Origin of the sequence: Halobaculum marinum (assembly GCF_029338555.1) — an archaeon.
Taxonomy (GTDB): domain Archaea; phylum Halobacteriota; class Halobacteria; order Halobacteriales; family Haloferacaceae; genus Halobaculum; species Halobaculum marinum.
Map to the genome: position 1 here is coordinate 2,885,654 of NZ_CP119989.1, position 13,662 is coordinate 2,899,315.

General features: G+C 71.1%; 18 protein-coding genes and 1 pseudogene. 12 read left to right on the forward strand and 7 right to left on the reverse strand.

The genetic code is table 11. The features are described 5' to 3' along the window. The first annotated feature begins 57 nt into the window (after positions 1-57). Genes dcd through P0R32_RS15105 form a run of 3 tightly spaced genes read left to right on the forward strand, consistent with a single transcriptional unit; the run spans position 58 to position 2,308 of the window. Positions 58-693 carry a dCTP deaminase gene (gene dcd, locus P0R32_RS15095; protein ID WP_276237860.1) on the forward strand — a complete coding sequence of 212 codons (636 nt, stop codon included), beginning with the start codon at positions 58-60 and terminating at the stop codon, positions 691-693. After that, the gene (locus P0R32_RS15100; protein WP_276237861.1) at positions 690-1,634 is read left to right on the forward strand and encodes a thiamine-phosphate synthase family protein; all 945 of its coding nucleotides are present in this window, start codon (positions 690-692) and stop codon (positions 1,632-1,634) included. The genes dcd and P0R32_RS15100 overlap by 4 nt, the downstream gene beginning before the upstream one ends. 11 nt (positions 1,635-1,645) lie before the next feature. After that, positions 1,646-2,308, forward strand: a complete 663-nt coding sequence (locus P0R32_RS15105; protein WP_276237862.1) for a class I SAM-dependent methyltransferase — start codon at positions 1,646-1,648, stop codon at positions 2,306-2,308. A gap of 23 nt (positions 2,309-2,331) precedes the next feature. On the opposite strand, the gene P0R32_RS15110 is transcribed toward P0R32_RS15105, so the two are convergent. Then, positions 2,332-2,490: a DUF7563 family protein gene (locus P0R32_RS15110; protein WP_276237863.1), complete on the reverse strand. Its 159-nt coding sequence runs from the start codon at positions 2,488-2,490 to the stop codon at positions 2,332-2,334. 141 nt (positions 2,491-2,631) lie between these two features. Here P0R32_RS15110 and P0R32_RS15115 point away from each other — a divergent pair, with 141 nt between their 5' ends. From P0R32_RS15115 to P0R32_RS15130, 4 genes are all read left to right on the forward strand, one after another. Further along, positions 2,632-3,645 carry a glutathione S-transferase family protein gene (locus P0R32_RS15115; RefSeq protein WP_276237864.1) on the forward strand — a complete coding sequence of 338 codons (1,014 nt, stop codon included), beginning with the start codon at positions 2,632-2,634 and terminating at the stop codon, positions 3,643-3,645. A gap of 86 nt (positions 3,646-3,731) precedes the next feature. Further along, on the forward strand, positions 3,732-4,097 hold the full coding sequence (locus P0R32_RS15120; protein WP_276237865.1) for a hypothetical protein: 366 nt from the start codon (positions 3,732-3,734) through the stop codon (positions 4,095-4,097). Positions 4,098-4,162: 65 nt separating this feature from the next. Next, complete coding sequence (locus P0R32_RS15125) at positions 4,163-5,314, forward strand: pyridoxal phosphate-dependent aminotransferase (protein ID WP_276237866.1); 1,152 nt, start codon at positions 4,163-4,165, stop codon at positions 5,312-5,314. A 109-nt stretch (positions 5,315-5,423) separates the two neighbouring features. Then, a complete protein-coding gene (locus tag P0R32_RS15130) occupies positions 5,424-5,756 on the forward strand; it encodes an SHOCT domain-containing protein (protein ID WP_276237867.1) in 333 nt (110 codons plus the stop codon). A gap of 148 nt (positions 5,757-5,904) precedes the next feature. Here the strand turns inward: P0R32_RS15130 and P0R32_RS15135 are convergent, their stop codons facing one another. Next, positions 5,905-6,627, reverse strand: coding sequence for a plastocyanin/azurin family copper-binding protein (locus P0R32_RS15135; RefSeq protein ID WP_276237868.1), 723 nt, complete (start codon positions 6,625-6,627; stop codon positions 5,905-5,907). Between the two features lie 112 nt (positions 6,628-6,739). Between P0R32_RS15135 and P0R32_RS15140 the strand changes: the two genes are divergently transcribed. From P0R32_RS15140 to P0R32_RS15155, 4 genes are read left to right on the forward strand one after another with little or no spacing between them, the layout of a single operon-like run. Then, the gene (locus P0R32_RS15140) at positions 6,740-7,093 is read left to right on the forward strand and encodes an ArsR/SmtB family transcription factor (RefSeq protein ID WP_276237869.1); all 354 of its coding nucleotides are present in this window, start codon (positions 6,740-6,742) and stop codon (positions 7,091-7,093) included. Then, positions 7,093-7,371 (forward strand): DUF7521 family protein, encoded by a 279-nt coding sequence (locus tag P0R32_RS15145; protein ID WP_276237870.1) that lies wholly within the window; start codon positions 7,093-7,095, stop codon positions 7,369-7,371. The genes P0R32_RS15140 and P0R32_RS15145 overlap by 1 nt, the downstream gene beginning before the upstream one ends. Then, entirely contained in the window at positions 7,368-7,643 is a 276-nt protein-coding gene (locus tag P0R32_RS15150; protein WP_276237871.1) for a DUF7521 family protein, read from the forward strand. The genes P0R32_RS15145 and P0R32_RS15150 overlap by 4 nt, the downstream gene beginning before the upstream one ends. Before the next feature lie 43 nt (positions 7,644-7,686). Further along, on the forward strand, positions 7,687-8,808 hold the full coding sequence (locus P0R32_RS15155; RefSeq protein WP_276237872.1) for a molybdopterin-dependent oxidoreductase: 1,122 nt from the start codon (positions 7,687-7,689) through the stop codon (positions 8,806-8,808). A 172-nt stretch (positions 8,809-8,980) separates the two neighbouring features. Here P0R32_RS15155 and P0R32_RS17970 read toward each other — a convergent pair. The 3 genes and pseudogenes from P0R32_RS17970 to P0R32_RS15165 all read right to left on the reverse strand — a co-directional run. Then, positions 8,981-9,322 (reverse strand): annotated as a pseudogene (locus tag P0R32_RS17970) (NUDIX domain-containing protein); the annotation flags it as partial. Between the two features lie 73 nt (positions 9,323-9,395). Then, positions 9,396-10,232, reverse strand: coding sequence for a 4-phosphopantoate--beta-alanine ligase (locus P0R32_RS15160; protein WP_276237874.1), 837 nt, complete (start codon positions 10,230-10,232; stop codon positions 9,396-9,398). A 74-nt stretch (positions 10,233-10,306) separates the two neighbouring features. Further along, positions 10,307-11,194 carry a pantoate kinase gene (locus P0R32_RS15165; protein WP_276237875.1) on the reverse strand — a complete coding sequence of 296 codons (888 nt, stop codon included), beginning with the start codon at positions 11,192-11,194 and terminating at the stop codon, positions 10,307-10,309. Between the two features lie 95 nt (positions 11,195-11,289). Between P0R32_RS15165 and P0R32_RS15170 the strand changes: the two genes are divergently transcribed. Beyond that, positions 11,290-11,841, forward strand: a complete 552-nt coding sequence (locus tag P0R32_RS15170; protein WP_276237876.1) for a cupin domain-containing protein — start codon at positions 11,290-11,292, stop codon at positions 11,839-11,841. A 3-nt stretch (positions 11,842-11,844) separates the two neighbouring features. Here the strand turns inward: P0R32_RS15170 and P0R32_RS15175 are convergent, their stop codons facing one another. Next, positions 11,845-12,189 (reverse strand): hypothetical protein, encoded by a 345-nt coding sequence (locus P0R32_RS15175; RefSeq protein ID WP_276237877.1) that lies wholly within the window; start codon positions 12,187-12,189, stop codon positions 11,845-11,847. 115 nt (positions 12,190-12,304) lie between these two features. Then, positions 12,305-13,609: an aspartate--tRNA(Asn) ligase gene (gene aspS / locus P0R32_RS15180; RefSeq protein ID WP_276237878.1), complete on the reverse strand. Its 1,305-nt coding sequence runs from the start codon at positions 13,607-13,609 to the stop codon at positions 12,305-12,307. Positions 13,610-13,662 lie beyond the last annotated feature (53 nt).

The following is a 13,662-nucleotide window of genomic DNA, read 5'->3' on the forward strand; positions in this document are numbered from 1 at the left end:
GCCACCCGTGCGAGCGGCATGGCCGCGTTTAAGCCGTCGGCCGCCGCGCCACCGATCATGATACTCTCGGACACGGACATCCTCGCCCGACTGGAGACGGGCGACCTCGTCATCGACCCGCTCGACGACGTCGACACGCAGGTCCAGCCGGCGAGCGTCGACCTCCGTCTCGGCTCCGAGTTCCTGGAGTTCCGCCGCACGAACATCCCCTGCATCCACCCGAACGACGCCCGCGAGGTGGGCGAGTACGTCGAGGAGACGCACGTCGACGAGGGCGACGACTTCATCCTCCACCCGGGCGACTTCGTCCTCGGCACGACCAAGGAGACGGTCGCCATCCCCGACGACCTCGTCGCCCACGTCGAGGGACGCTCCTCGCTGGGGCGACTCGCCATCGTCGTCCACGCGACGGCTGGGCTCTGTGACCCCGGGTACGAGGGCCAGATCACCCTCGAACTGTCCAACCTCGGCAACGCCCCCGTCGCGCTCTCGCCCGGGATGCGCGTCTCCCAACTCACCTTCACCGAGCTCACCTCGCCCGCCGACCGGCCGTACGGCGCCGAACGCGGCTCGAAGTACCAGGGCCAGCGCGGGCCGCAGGCGTCCCGCATCGGCGACGACCCCGAGTTCGCTCCGGGAGCGGGCACCCCCGGCGAGGACGACGGCGACACCGGCGACGGGTCCGAGCGATGAGGTTCGTCGAGGAAGTCGTCGTCGACGAGTTCCTCCCGACGGTGCGGTCGATGCTCGCCGAAGCGTTGCGCGAACGCGACCTCACCCAACGCGAGGTCGCCGACGCGCTCGGCATCAGCCAGTCGGCGGTGTCGAAGTACGCCCACGGCGAGGTCGCGACGAACGACCTCGTCGCCGGCGACGACCGCGTGCGCGAGACGGTCGCGCACGTCGCCGAGGGGCTGGCAGAGGGCGACCTGAGCCGCGTCGCCGCGCTCGTCGAGTTGGAGGTGCTGATCCGCCGCTTGGAGGCGGGCGACCTGCTCGCGGACCTCCACGAGGCGGCGATGCCCGAACTCGCGGGCGCCGACTACGACTTCGCCGTCCACGACCCCGACAGCGACCTGCGCGAGCGCGAGCGCACGCTGTCGTCGCTCCGGCGTGGCCTCCGCACGCTCACCGCCGTGTCGGGGTTCGCGGGGCTCATCCCGCACGTCGGGTCGAACCTCGTCGAGTGCGTGCCCGACGCCGTCGACATCGAGGACGTGGCCGCCGTCCCGGGGCGCATCTTCGACGTGAAGGGGACCGCTCGCGTCCCGAGCGACCCCGAGTTCGGCGTCAGCGAGCACGTCGCCGGGGTCCTCCTGTCGGCCCGTGCCGCCGGACTCGACGTCCGTGGCGCCGTGAACGTCCGCTACGACGCCGCCCTCGTCGAGGCGCTCGCCGACGCCGGCCACCCGACCGTCGAGTTCAGCCCCCGGGAGTACGGTGAGACCGACCCCGGGGCCGCCGACGACCCGGTCCGGGCGGCGCTCGCGTCGGCGACCGTGGACCGCGACGCCGCCGACGCCCCCGAGACGGTCGTCGTCTACCAGACCGGCGGCGTCGGCGTCGAACCCGTCGTGTACGTGCTCGGCCCCGACGCGCCCGCCGTCGCGCGGACGGTCCGGGACCTCCTGTAGCCGTGGCGCCGATGTCCGCACCGTCGTTCTACACCCGCGTCGCCCGCCTGTACGACGCACTCGCGCGGCGTGGACCGGGCGTCGACACCCTCAGGCGAACGCTCGCCGACACCCTCGACCCGGCGCCGGGGGCGACGGTCGTCGAGTTCGGCTGTGGCACCGCCGCGAACCGGCCGTACCTCGAACGGCGCGTCGGCCCCGCCGGCACCTACGTCGGCGTCGACTTCTCGCCGGGCGTGCTTCGGGTCGCTCGCGAACGCGGCGTCGCCCGCGGCGACCCCGGCCACCTCGTCCGCGGCGACGCGACGCGACCGCCCGTCCGGTCCGAGCGCGTCGACGCCTGCTGTGGCGCGTTCGTCGCCGGGATGCTCGCCGACCCGGCGGCGGCGGTGCGCGACTGGGCCGACCTCGTCGGGCCGGGCGGGCGACTCGGCCTCCTCGACCTCGCGGCGACGAGCAAGGCGGGGTGGCGGGCGCTGAACCCGGCGTACCGCCTGTTCGTCCGCGCGGGGTCGCCGCCGGGCACCGCGGGGGCGCTGGCACAGTCGCCCGCGACCGTGCAAGACGAACGCGTCGCGGCGGCCCACCGGGCGCTCCGGGAGGTGTGTGTGGACGTTGAGTACCGGACGGTCGTGGGAGGGTTCGGTCGGGTGAGCGCGGGGACCGTGGAGTAGCGGTGCGTGCAGACACGACCGGGCTATCCGCGGTTGGCGCGCGCCTCGCGGACGCTCGCCCCGTCGCGCACGAGGTCGTCGCAGTTCGGGCACACTCGCGGTCCCGCCGTCGCGTCCGGTGCGAACACCCGCGCGTACCGCTCCGTCACCATCGACTCGCAGTTCTGGCACTTCCGTCCCATGGCGGCGCGTTCGACAGTGGCACACATAATTTCTTCCCCAAAGTCAGGATTTCAATACAGGTGGTCGGTGTCGTCCACGGGTCGCGCGGCACTTCCGGCGCCACACGCCTTTAGCCGGTTGCGGCCCACTCGTGGACCACAATGAGCGACGCGACGAACATGCTCGTCGACGGGGAGTGGCGCACGGACGTCCGCCGCGACACCGGCGACTCCGGCGAGTTCGAGCGGACCGAGACCAGTTTCCGAAACTGGATCGACGGCTCGGTGCCGGAGCCTGGCGCCGACCCCGTCGACAACCCCGATTTCCCCGCCGAGTCCGGGCGCTACCACGTGTACATCTGTCGGGCGTGCCCGTGGGCCCACCGCGTCGCGATGACGCGCGCGCTCAAGGGACTGGAGGACGACATCTCGCTGTCGCTCACCCAGCCCGAGCGCTACGACGAGGGGTGGGAGTTCTCCGAGTCGGAACCGGACCCGCTGTACGGCGCCGACTACCTCCGCGACATCTACACGGAGGCGGACGACGACTACACCGGGCGCGTCACGGTACCCGTCCTCTGGGACAAAGAAGCCGAGACCATCGTCAACAACGAGAGCGAGGAGATCATGCGGATGCTCGACACCGCCTTCGATGGCAACGGCGCCGACCTCTGGCCTGACGGTTCCCGAGAGACGGTCGACGACCTGATCGACGACATCTACCCGCGCATCAACAACGGCGTCTACCGTGCCGGGTTCGCGAGCACGCAGGAGGCGTACGACGAGGCCGTGGACGAGCTGTTCGACGCGCTCGACGAGTACGACGACCTGCTCGCGGACCAGCGCTACCTCGCGGGCGACCGTCTCACCGAGGCGGACGTGGCGATGTTCGCCACGCTCGTCCGCTTCGACCACGTGTACCACACCCACTTCCGGTGCAACCGCAGGGGGATCCACGAGTACGAGCACCTCTGGGGGTACACGAAGGACCTCTACCAGACGCCCGGCGTCGCGCAGACGGTGAACGTGGACCACATCACCCGACACTACTACAAGTCCCACGAGAGCCTCAACCCGAAGCGACTCGTCCCGACCGGCCCGGACATCGACTTCAGCGACCCCCACGACCGCGACGACCTCCCGGGCGGGCCGCCTGCGGCGCTGCTCGACGACTGACCGACCGCGACCCACCGCCGTCGGCGCGGACACGACGGCCACCGGAGTTATATAGGGGAGTCGACAACATTTATTCCGAGCAGAACGTGACAGAATCAGACCACGATTCCGACCGACAGTCGGTCTGGAGTGCAGAGGCCGGCCGACTCGACCGCGTGTTCGGCGTCCTCAGCCACCCGGCCAGACGGGTCGTCCTCGATCGGTTGGTGGAGCGGTCGCCGGACGAGGCGGATCCGCTCCGGGTCGACCGCGTGGTGTCCGGAGCGGACGCGCCCGAGGCGGGTCGACTGGAGTTGCACCACGTCCACCTCCCGAAGTTGGCCGCCCACGGGTACGCCGACTGGGACGCCGACGAGGAGACGATCCGTCGGGGGCCGTCGTTCGAGGAAGTCGCGCCCGTCGTTCGCCTGTGTCGGCGACGGGGCGAGGCGTTCCCCGCCGAGTGGCCGTGAGGGGCGCGGGGTGGCTCCCGTTCCTCCACACGTAGGTTGAACTCACTGGAGCCGAACCCGGTCGCATGCACCAGCCCACGGCCCGCGTCAGCGCCTGCGAGCGCTCCCGCATCCGGGTGATGTTCGACCTCGCACAGGAACTCGAACGCGAGGGGCGCGACCTCGTCCGCCTGGAGGTCGGCGAACCCGACTTCGACACGCCCGAGCACGTCGTCGACGCCGCCGTCGACGCCGCCCGGGGCGGCCACACCCACTACACGAGCAACGCCGGCCTGCCGGAACTGCGCGAGGCGATCAGCGACACCCTCGCCCGCGAGTACGGCGTCGAGCACGCCGCCGACGAGGTTCTCACCACCACCGGCGGCATGGAGGCGCTCCACCTCGCGTTCCTCGCGACCGTCGACCCCGGGAGTGAGGTGTTGCTCCCGTCGCCGTCGTGGCCGAACTACTGGACGCAGGCGCGACTCGCCGACGCGACGCCCGTGGAGGTGCCCATGCCCGCCCCCGACTACGACCTCGACGCCGACACGCTGGTCGCCGAGATGGGTCCCGACACCTCGCTCGTCGTGCTCTGCTCGCCGTCCAACCCCACTGGACGCGTCGCCGACCCCGACGAGGTGCGGGCGGTCGTCGACGCCGCCGCCGACCACGACGCGTACGTCATCGCCGACGAGGTGTACGCGAAACTCACCTACGACCGCGACCTGACGGGCATCGCGGCGCTGACGGGTCACCCCGAGCACGTGCTCACGGTCGGCTCCTGTTCGAAGACGTACGCCATGACCGGCTGGCGCGTCGGCTGGCTCGCGGGCCACCCGTCGGTCGTCGACGAGGCCACGAAGGTGCGCGAGTCGACCACCGCCTGCACGTCCAGCGTCGCCCAGCACGCCGCCATCGCCGCCCTGACCGGCCCACAGGAGCCGGTCGAGGAGATGTACGACGCGTTCCGCGAGCGTCGCGACTACGTCGCCGACCGCATCGCCGACATGGACGGCGTGAGCGCGCCTCGCCCCGAAGGGGCGTTCTACGCGTTCCTGAACCCCGACACCGACGAGGCGAGCCTCCCGCTGGCGAAACGCCTCTGCCGCGAGGCGGGCGTCGTGCTCGCCCCCGGCGACGGCTTCGGGGTGGCTGGCGAGGGGCAACTGCGGCTCTCGTTCGCCAACTCGATGGAGCGCCTGGCGGAGGGGCTCGATCGCATCGAAGCGGCGCTGTAGCCGGCGGTGTATCCGGCCCGGACGCGCCGTGTCGACGGTTCCCCATCGTCGGGAACCGGCGAAAGGCCGATAGTCTTGGGTGACCTATGCACAACCAGAGATGAGACCCATGACGACACCACTCGACGTGCTCGCACAGGTCGGCCCGCACACCCCGATGGGCCCACACGGCCCCATGGGCGGCGGGTGGAACGGCGGGTGGATGGGCGGCGGCATGCTCCCCTGGCTCGGCCCGTGGGGTGGCCTCCTCGCGACGCTGCTGCTCGTCGGCGTGCTCGCGGTCGTCGTCTACGCCGCCGTAGCACGCACCGAGAGCGGCGGCGGCGGAACCGGCATCGCGCGTGAGGACGGCGCGCTCGCCGTCCTCGACCGTCGTTACGCTCGCGGCGAGGTCGACGACGAGGAGTACGAAACCCGACGGGAGCGGCTGACGGGGAACTGATCGCGCGGGTCGACCGGGCGTCGACCCGGCGGTCTGGGGGACCTGTGTCGACTCGTCTCCGTCACGCGCCGCGACGCAGCCGCGGGGTGCCGCTGGCGCCCCGCTGATGGGTACCGCGACTCCCGCCGACGTCTCGGCGGCGCTCCGTTCAGTGACTGTCGTCGATCATCCCGTGGACAGTCTCGTTCAATCCGCGGATCTTCTCGCGTGCACCCGACGGGAGCGACGACTGTGGGTCGGTCAGGCCAGTTGCCTCGTGGGCGTCCGGGTGCCCGACGACCACCGTCGCGACCATCCCCATCGCCTCGTGGGGCGCGCAGTAGTAGTCGTACACGCCCGGGGTGTCGAGCGTCACCTCGTGTTCGGCGCCCGCCTCGGTGAGCATCCCGGTGTCGAACGCGGTGCCGCCCTCGGGGATGCGACCGGGCTTGTCGTTGGCCTCGGCGTACGCCGTCGCCGTGTGACTCCCCGACTCGTTGTGGAACGTGACGGTGCCGCCCGGCTCGACCCACACCACGTGCGGGTCGAAGTGGTAGCCGCCGTCCGCCGTGACGAGGTTCACCGTCGCCGACGCCGACGGCTCCTCGGGGACGCCGTGACCGTGGTCCGACGACTCGTCGGCGTGTCCCGTCTCCGTCTCCTCGCCGTGGTGGGTGTTCTCCTCGTGGTGCCCGTCGTCCTCGTGGTGGCCGTCCTCTTCGTGAGTCCCGGCGTCGCTGTGCGCCTCCGTCGCCGTCGCCGTCGCCGTCGGCGAGCCGCCTCCAGCACCAGCCGTCTCTTCGCGGCTACCGGCCACACACCCCGCTGTCCCGGTGACGGCGGCGGCGGTCAGTGCGACGAACGTCCGACGGGAGAGGTCGTGTTCCGACATTCGGGTCACCTACAGGTGGACCGAGGGCCCCCACCACCTTACAGCCGACACCACGTTCGCTGGCCCAGCGACTCACCCCCGACGTTTTATATAGTTGGATCCAACTGCCGGTGTGAGCGAGGACCGGTCCGCAGACGACGTGCTCGACCTGCTCGGCGACGAGTACGCGCGAGCCATCCTCGCGGCCGTGACGACGGACGCCATGTCGGCCTCGGAGCTCGGGTCCCACTGCGGGATGTCCGTGTCGACGGTGTACCGCCGGGCGGAGTCGCTCGTGGAGCGGGACCTGCTCGCCGAGCGAGTGCGCATCGACGCGGACGGCCACCACGAGTCGGTGTACGAACCGACCGTCGAAGCGCTGCGGGTCGAGATACAGGACGGCTCGTTCGACGTCGACGTCGAGCAGCCGAGCGAGGATGCGGTCGACCGCTTCACCCGCGTCTGGGAGGACATCAGAGACAGCTAATGCACGTCGAACTCGTCATCGCGAAGGTCGCCACGGTGTTGTTGGGAACCGCCATCTCGGTTCAGGCGCTGCGCGGCTACCGCCGCCACGGGAGCGAGCCGATGCTGTACCTCGGCGTCGGCTTCCTGTTCGTCACGGTCGGCTCCGTCCTGGAGGGGGTGTTGTTCGACGTGCTCGGCTGGGACCTGTTCACCGCCGGCGCGGTCCAGACGTCGCTAGTCGCCGTCGGAATGCTCGTCGTCCTCTACTCGCTGTTCGGGGAGGTGTCGACGTCGTGACCGACGGTGCCCACCTCGCGCTCGGGGTCGTCCGCGCGCTCGTCCTCCTGCTCGGCCTCGGCGTCACGCTGACGGCGGCGCGGGCGTACCGGCGTGTCGGCGAACCGTACCTCCGCGACGCCGCCGTCGCGTTCGCCGTCATCACCGCCGGCGTCCTGGTCGAGGGCGTCCTGTTCCAGTTCACCGACCTCGACCTGACGGCGGTCCACGTCGTCGAGTCCGTCGCCATCGGCGTCGGCTTCCTCGTCCTCCTGCGGTCGTTGCGCGCGTGACGCGCGAGGGGGACCTATACTGCTGGAGCGCCTCCTCCCAGCCGTGTCGAACCGCCCGGACGACGCCGACCGCTCGCGGGTCGGTGCGCAGATCGCGCGTGCTCTCCGTCGCGTCGAGCCCTCGCCCCGCGTCGTCGACTGGGCCATCGCCGCCTGTGTCGCCGTCGAGGTCGCCTCCGGCCTGTACTCGTTCACGCAGGGACGCCCGAGCGGCGCGTGGGTATTCTGGCTCCACTCGGTCGTCGGCCTGACGCTCGTCGCCCTCGTCGGCTTCAAACTGTACCGCGTCCGTCGCCGCGTCACCGCGCGGGCCGCGTGGGACCGCTTCACCCCGGTGTCCGTCCTCCAAGCGGTCGTCGCGCTCGCGGCGCTCGCGACGGGCGTGTTCTGGGTACTCGGTGGCAACGTCCCCATCTTCGCGTGGACGACGCTGAACCTCCACGTCGGCCTCGGCCTCCTGCTCGTGCCGCTCGTCCTGTGGCACCTCCGCGGGCGCTACCACTCGCCGCGGGCGCTCGACCCGGACCGCCGGAACGCCCTCAAAGTCGGGGCGCTCCTCCTCGCAGGCACAGTGGCGTGGCGCGCGACGGAGACGGCCGACCGCGCCCTCGGCGGCGCGAGTCGGCGCTTCACGGGATCGAAGCCCACGGGCGACCTGTACGACACCGAGACGGAGGGTGGGGGGTTCCCGGTCACCTCCTGGGTCGCCGACGACCCGGACCCCGTCGACCGCGACGCGTGGACGCTGTCGGTGAGAGGACTCGTCGACGAGGAACTCGCGCTCGACGGCGGCGAGGTTGGAGCCGAGCGGACGCTGGAGGCCACCCTCGACTGCACCTCGGGGTGGTACACGGTGCAGGAGTGGGGCGGCGTCCGCGTCGGCGACCTGCTCGACGCGGCGGGCGTCGACGAACGGACGCGCTACGTCCGGTTCACGTCGGTGACGGGCTACCGCTGGTCGCTCCCGGTCGAAGAGGCTCGCGACGCGCTCCTCGCGACCCACGTGGGCGGCCGACGGCTGAGCCACGGTCACGGCGCGCCGATGCGACTCGTGGCGCCGGGACGCCGCGGCTTCCAGTGGGTGAAGTGGGTCGAGTCGGTGGAGGTGCGCGAGCGCGCCGACCCGATGCAGTGGCTCGTGACGCTGGTGTCGGGGTTCGACTGATCAGGTGTCTGCGGCGCCGTCCACGGCCGCCGTGTCGGCCCCCCGCGGACTGACGAGGTGGACGTGGTCGTCGCTCGCGAGCGTCCGCGATGCCCGCCGGCAAGAAGGGTGCGTCTGCCTCGCGCAGTTCGGCGGGGGTCCGCCAGTACGCCTCGTACTCGACTGGGTCGCCGTCCTCGTCTGCGTCGTCGACGCCAGCGAACGTCGCCCGGTCGTACAGCGACACGTCCGCGAACGTCGCCTCGCGGACGACCGCGAGTTCGTGGTGTGCGTCCCCGCCGAACTCGAACAGGTTCTCGACGGTACAGACGACGGGACCGGCGTCGACTGCGACGCCGAGTTCCTCGCGGAACTCGCGTTCGAGCGCCACGCCGCTCGGCTCGCCGTGTTCGATGCCGCCGCGGATGAACCGGTGGAAGTGCGTCTCGTCGGTCCCCGAGAGCCGTTGCACGAGGTACGCGTCGGTGTCGGGATGGCGCACCGCGCCGAGAACGACGCCGCGGATGTCGGGCATGGATCAGTGACGATTTCGAGAGTGGGAGAAGTCGGTATCGGTTCGTTCGATGACGACCGCGGACACCGCCGCGTCAGTCCAAGTCGCCGCGCCGGATCGCCCGTTCCGCCTCCTCGAGCGCCGCCTCGCGGTCGAACGACTCGACGATCTCACGCAGTTCCTCGTCGCTCGCGTCCGCCAGGTCCTCGGCGTGGCGGGTGATGTTCGGCACGGCGCGGAGGATGTTGTCGACGATGGGCACCGCCGCGACTTGCGCCGACCGGCTCATCGGGTTGAGGTCGATCACGATTTCGGTCTTCCCCATCGCGCCGAGCGCCTCGGCGCGGTCGCCGTCCTCCAGCGGGACCACGACCACGTCGGCGTCGCCGATACCGTCGGCGTCGACCTTCGCGCGCTCGTGGCTGAGGCCGGGGATCCGGCCGTCTGCGGTCAGTCCCTTTACCTCGCTCGCGCCGTGCTCGCGGAGGTGGTCGGCGATCGCTTGCATCCGTTCTTCGGTGCGGTTGAACAGGTTCACTTCGACGTCCGCGCCCGTCGCCTCGGCCAACTCGACGATCTCGCCCGGCACCAGCGCCGCGACGTTGCCGTTCACCGAGAGGACCGCGTGGTCGGCCAACAGGAGGTGTGCGGCGGCGGCGCGGGCCGCGGCGTCAGTGCTCGGGAGGGTCTCCTCGCCGAGCAAGTAGTCGAACGCCTCGCCGCGCCCCTCCGCGATGAGGCCCTGCTGGGACGTGATGCCGATGTCCACGCCGTGTTCGATCCGGTGGCGGGTGAGCAGCGACTGGTAGCGCGGGTGGTCCTCGGGAATCTCAGACTCGTGGTCGACCTCGCTCGGCGCGTCCGGTGCGGTCGACGCGTCGCCGGCGGGGTCGCCCGCGTCGGCGGCGTCGGCGTCGGCGTCGTCGGTCATACCCGCCCGTCGTCGCCGCGGCGCGAAAAACGCATCCACTCGCGGACGGTGGCTGTGGTGGTCTCGCTCGTGTGCTACTCGACGGCCCGCAGCGTCGCCCCCGTCGGGTGGATCGCACAGGCGTCGGCGTCGTAGCCGGCGTCAGAGAGCCCGGAGCCGAGCGCGTACACCGTCCGACCGAGCATCGCCATCGACGCCTGTCCGCCTTCGGCTTCGACCGCCTCGACCGCCTCGGCGACCTCCGGCACCAACAGGCCGGCCTCACTCGCGAACTCGCGGCCGGCGGCGAGCAACTCGTGTTCGTCGGGGGCGCGCATGAGTCGCCTGAGCGCCGTCTCGCCGGCCTCTTGCACTGGGTCGAGTTCGCCGCCGAGCACCCGCTCGGTCGACAGTTCGCCGAAGGAGACGTACTCCACGCGAGGGCGCGCCGGGACGCCGTCCATCCGCCCGTGCCCCGGTGCGCCGGGCTCCAAGCGGACCGGGAGGCCCCCGCGGAACTGCCCGACCACGTCGCCGAGTCCGGTACCTGCGGCGGCTTCAGCCGCGTGGGCGACGCGCACCAGGTCGTTCTCCGAGCGGCCCAACGCGAACAGCTCGTTGGCCGCCAGCGCCGTCGCCAGCGCGGCGGCCCCGGAGACGCCGAAGCCCGCGCCGACGGGAACGTCGCTGGTCACCTCCACGTCGGCGACGATACCCAGTTCGGCGAGCACGCGGTTCACCGGGTCCATCTCGGCGGGCGACCCGTCGAGGTCCAGCGCCGCGAGGCCGCCCTCCGTCGCCGCGGCCGCGGGGTCGCCAGCCACATCTGTGACGTCGCCGTCGGGCGGTCGGACCGTCACCTCGACGCCGTCCGACAGCGCGAGGCCGGCGCCACGCGAACCGGCGCGTACGGGGTCGTCGTCGGGGTACGGCGCGAAGAAGGCGGTGACGTGCCCCGGCGCGAACGCGGTCGCCTCGTCCATACTCGCGACAGCGCCGGGGTGAGAGTAGGGGTTTCGATCCCCGTCGAGCGGTCGCTGACCCGCGGGCTTTTGTCTCCAGCGCCGACCCACCGGGCATGGACCACGTCGTCGTCGACGACCTCGACAACTCGCTGCAGCCTGCCGCGGTGATGCGTCACCTGACGGAGCCGCTGGGGTGTACGGATCTGGCGATCAACTACTACGAACTCGCGCCCGGCGACTCGTTCGCCTTCGCGTACCACAACCACGAGGTCCAAGAGGAGGTGTTCGTCGTCCTGTCGGGGACGGCGACGTGGGTCGTCGGCCCCGAACCGGACGAGGCGCCGTTCGAGGAGGCCGGCGCGCCCGAGGAGCGTCGCGAGGTCGCGGTCGGGCCGCTGGAGGCGATTCGTCTCCCGCCGGGGCAGTTCCAGCGTGGGTGGAACCGCGGCGACGAGCGGGTGACCGCGCTCGCGCTCGGTGCACCGTTGGCGTACGGCGAGCAGTTGAAGCGCGACGACTGCCCGGCGTGCGAGGAGGAGGTCGCGGTGTCTATCGAGCGTGCTGGCGACGACGAGTCGCAGTTGATCACCGAGTGTGCCGACTGCGGCGCCGAGGTGGCACGGTGGCGACGCGGCGACGACGGCGAGAACGAGCGGGTCCGCTGACGGCTACACGGAGCGGGCGGCCTCGTAGCTCGCGCGGAGATAGCGGTCCAGGTCACAGTCGGTGGCGGTCGCGGGTGGGAGCACCGCCCACCGGTCGACGGTGCGCGCCCCCGCCGCGAACGGTTCGACCGGGAACTCCGCCGCGAGGTGCTCGCGGTCGTCGTCCGGGAGGCGAGTGAGGGCGACGCCCTGCGTCGAGACCACCGCGAACAGCGTCCCGTCGGCGGTGTAGGAGGGGCAGCCGAACATCGTCGTGTGGGCGACGCCCGGCCAGTTCTCGATCACACGGTCACACTGCGCCCGGAGGTCCCCGGCGACCTCCTCGTCGTAGTACCCGCTCGGCGTCATGCCGTGGGGTACGCGGGAGCCGAATCTATGTGTATCGGTACCGAAGATCACAGTCTATCGCGCGTCGGTCCGCTCCCGTCGGCGGAAAAATGGAGAATCCAGAGCGTCGCGTCGTCTACGGGCTCAGGCGCTGGCGGTCGCGCGGGAACAGGACGGCCTCGCGGATGTTGTCGAGGTCGAGCATCGTCATGAGGAGGCGCTCGGCGCCCATCCCCCAGCCGGCGTGGGGCGGCATCCCGTAGCGGAACATCTTCGTGTAGTAGTCGAACTCCTCGGGGTCGAGTCCCTGCTGCTCGAAGCCGGCGATGAGCTCCTCGTAGCGGTGCTCGCGCTGGCCGCCCGACACGAGCTCCATGCGCGGGTGCATCATGTCGAAGCCGGTCGACTTGTCGGGCTCGTCGTCGTGGTCCTTGATGTAGAACGGCTTCACCTCCGACGGCCAGTCGGTGATGAAGTAGTGCTCGCCGACCTCCTGCCCGAGCACGTGCTCGGCCTCCGTCGAGAGGTCGTCGCCCCACACCAGGTGGTCGTCGAGTTCGCCCGTCGCGTTGACGCGGTCGAGCGCCTCCTGGTAGCTCAGGCGCGGGAAGTCGCCCTCGGGGACCTCGAAGTCGTCGGCGAGGTCGAGCAGTTCGAGTTCGTCGGCGCAGTTCTCCTGCACCGCCTCGTAGGCCGCCTTCGTGACCGCCTCGGCGACGTCCATCGCCTCGGTGTGGTCACAGAACGCGCCCTCGAAGTCGATGGAGTGGGCCTCGTTGAGGTGGCGCGGCGTGTTGTGCTCCTCAGCACGGAAGATCGGGCCGATCTCGAACACGCGCTCCAGGTTGGAGCCAGCCATCAGCTGCTTGAACAGCTGCGGGCTCTGGTTCATGAACGCCTCCTCGCCGAAGTAGGAGATGGGGAACAGCTCCGTGCCGCCCTCCGTCCCGGTGGCGACGATCTTCGGCGTGTTGATCTCGGTGGCGTCGTGGCTGCGGAAGGCGTCGCGGACCGCTCGGAGGAGTTCCGCGCGGATCTCGAAGATGGCCTGGACCTCCGGCTTGCGGAGGTCGAGCGTGCGGTTGTTCAGGCGGGTCGGCAGTTCGGCGTCGACCTTGCCGGAGGGGTCGAGCGGGAGTTCGGGGTCGGCGGGCGCGACGACCTCGATGTCGGTCGGGACGACCTCGACGCCGGTGGGCGCGCGGGGCTCCTCCTTCACGTCGCCCTCGACCTTGAGGACGGACTCGCGGTGGGCGTCGAGGCCGGTCTCGACCATCGCCTCGTCCATCTCGTCTTTCTCGAGTTTGACCTGGATCTTCCCCGTCTTGTCGCGGAGGATCAGGAACGCGATACCGCCGAGGTCGCGGGTCTCGTGGACCCAGCCGGCGACGGTGACCGCCTCGCCGGGGGTCGCGTCAGCCGTGTAGGTTCGACCGTGCATACAGTGCGCTTCCGGCGCGATGTGTTAAAGTCGGTCGATCCCCGCTGTCACCC

Coding starts and splice junctions, on each gene's coding strand:
- dcd (WP_276237860.1), top strand. CDS start 58: ATGATACTCTCGGACACGGACATCCTCGCCCGACTGGAGACGGGCGAC.
- P0R32_RS15100 (WP_276237861.1), top strand. CDS start 690: ATGAGGTTCGTCGAGGAAGTCGTCGTCGACGAGTTCCTCCCGACGGTG.
- P0R32_RS15105 (WP_276237862.1), top strand. CDS start 1,646: ATGTCCGCACCGTCGTTCTACACCCGCGTCGCCCGCCTGTACGACGCA.
- P0R32_RS15110 (WP_276237863.1), bottom strand. CDS start 2,490: ATGGGACGGAAGTGCCAGAACTGCGAGTCGATGGTGACGGAGCGGTAC.
- P0R32_RS15115 (WP_276237864.1), top strand. CDS start 2,632: ATGAGCGACGCGACGAACATGCTCGTCGACGGGGAGTGGCGCACGGAC.
- P0R32_RS15125 (WP_276237866.1), top strand. CDS start 4,163: ATGCACCAGCCCACGGCCCGCGTCAGCGCCTGCGAGCGCTCCCGCATC.
- P0R32_RS15130 (WP_276237867.1), top strand. CDS start 5,424: ATGACGACACCACTCGACGTGCTCGCACAGGTCGGCCCGCACACCCCG.
- P0R32_RS15135 (WP_276237868.1), bottom strand. CDS start 6,627: ATGTCGGAACACGACCTCTCCCGTCGGACGTTCGTCGCACTGACCGCC.
- P0R32_RS15145 (WP_276237870.1), top strand. CDS start 7,093: ATGCACGTCGAACTCGTCATCGCGAAGGTCGCCACGGTGTTGTTGGGA.
- P0R32_RS15160 (WP_276237874.1), bottom strand. CDS start 10,232: ATGACCGACGACGCCGACGCCGACGCCGCCGACGCGGGCGACCCCGCC.
- P0R32_RS15165 (WP_276237875.1), bottom strand. CDS start 11,194: ATGGACGAGGCGACCGCGTTCGCGCCGGGGCACGTCACCGCCTTCTTC.
- P0R32_RS15170 (WP_276237876.1), top strand. CDS start 11,290: ATGGACCACGTCGTCGTCGACGACCTCGACAACTCGCTGCAGCCTGCC.
- P0R32_RS15175 (WP_276237877.1), bottom strand. CDS start 12,189: ATGACGCCGAGCGGGTACTACGACGAGGAGGTCGCCGGGGACCTCCGG.
- aspS (WP_276237878.1), bottom strand. CDS start 13,609: ATGCACGGTCGAACCTACACGGCTGACGCGACCCCCGGCGAGGCGGTC.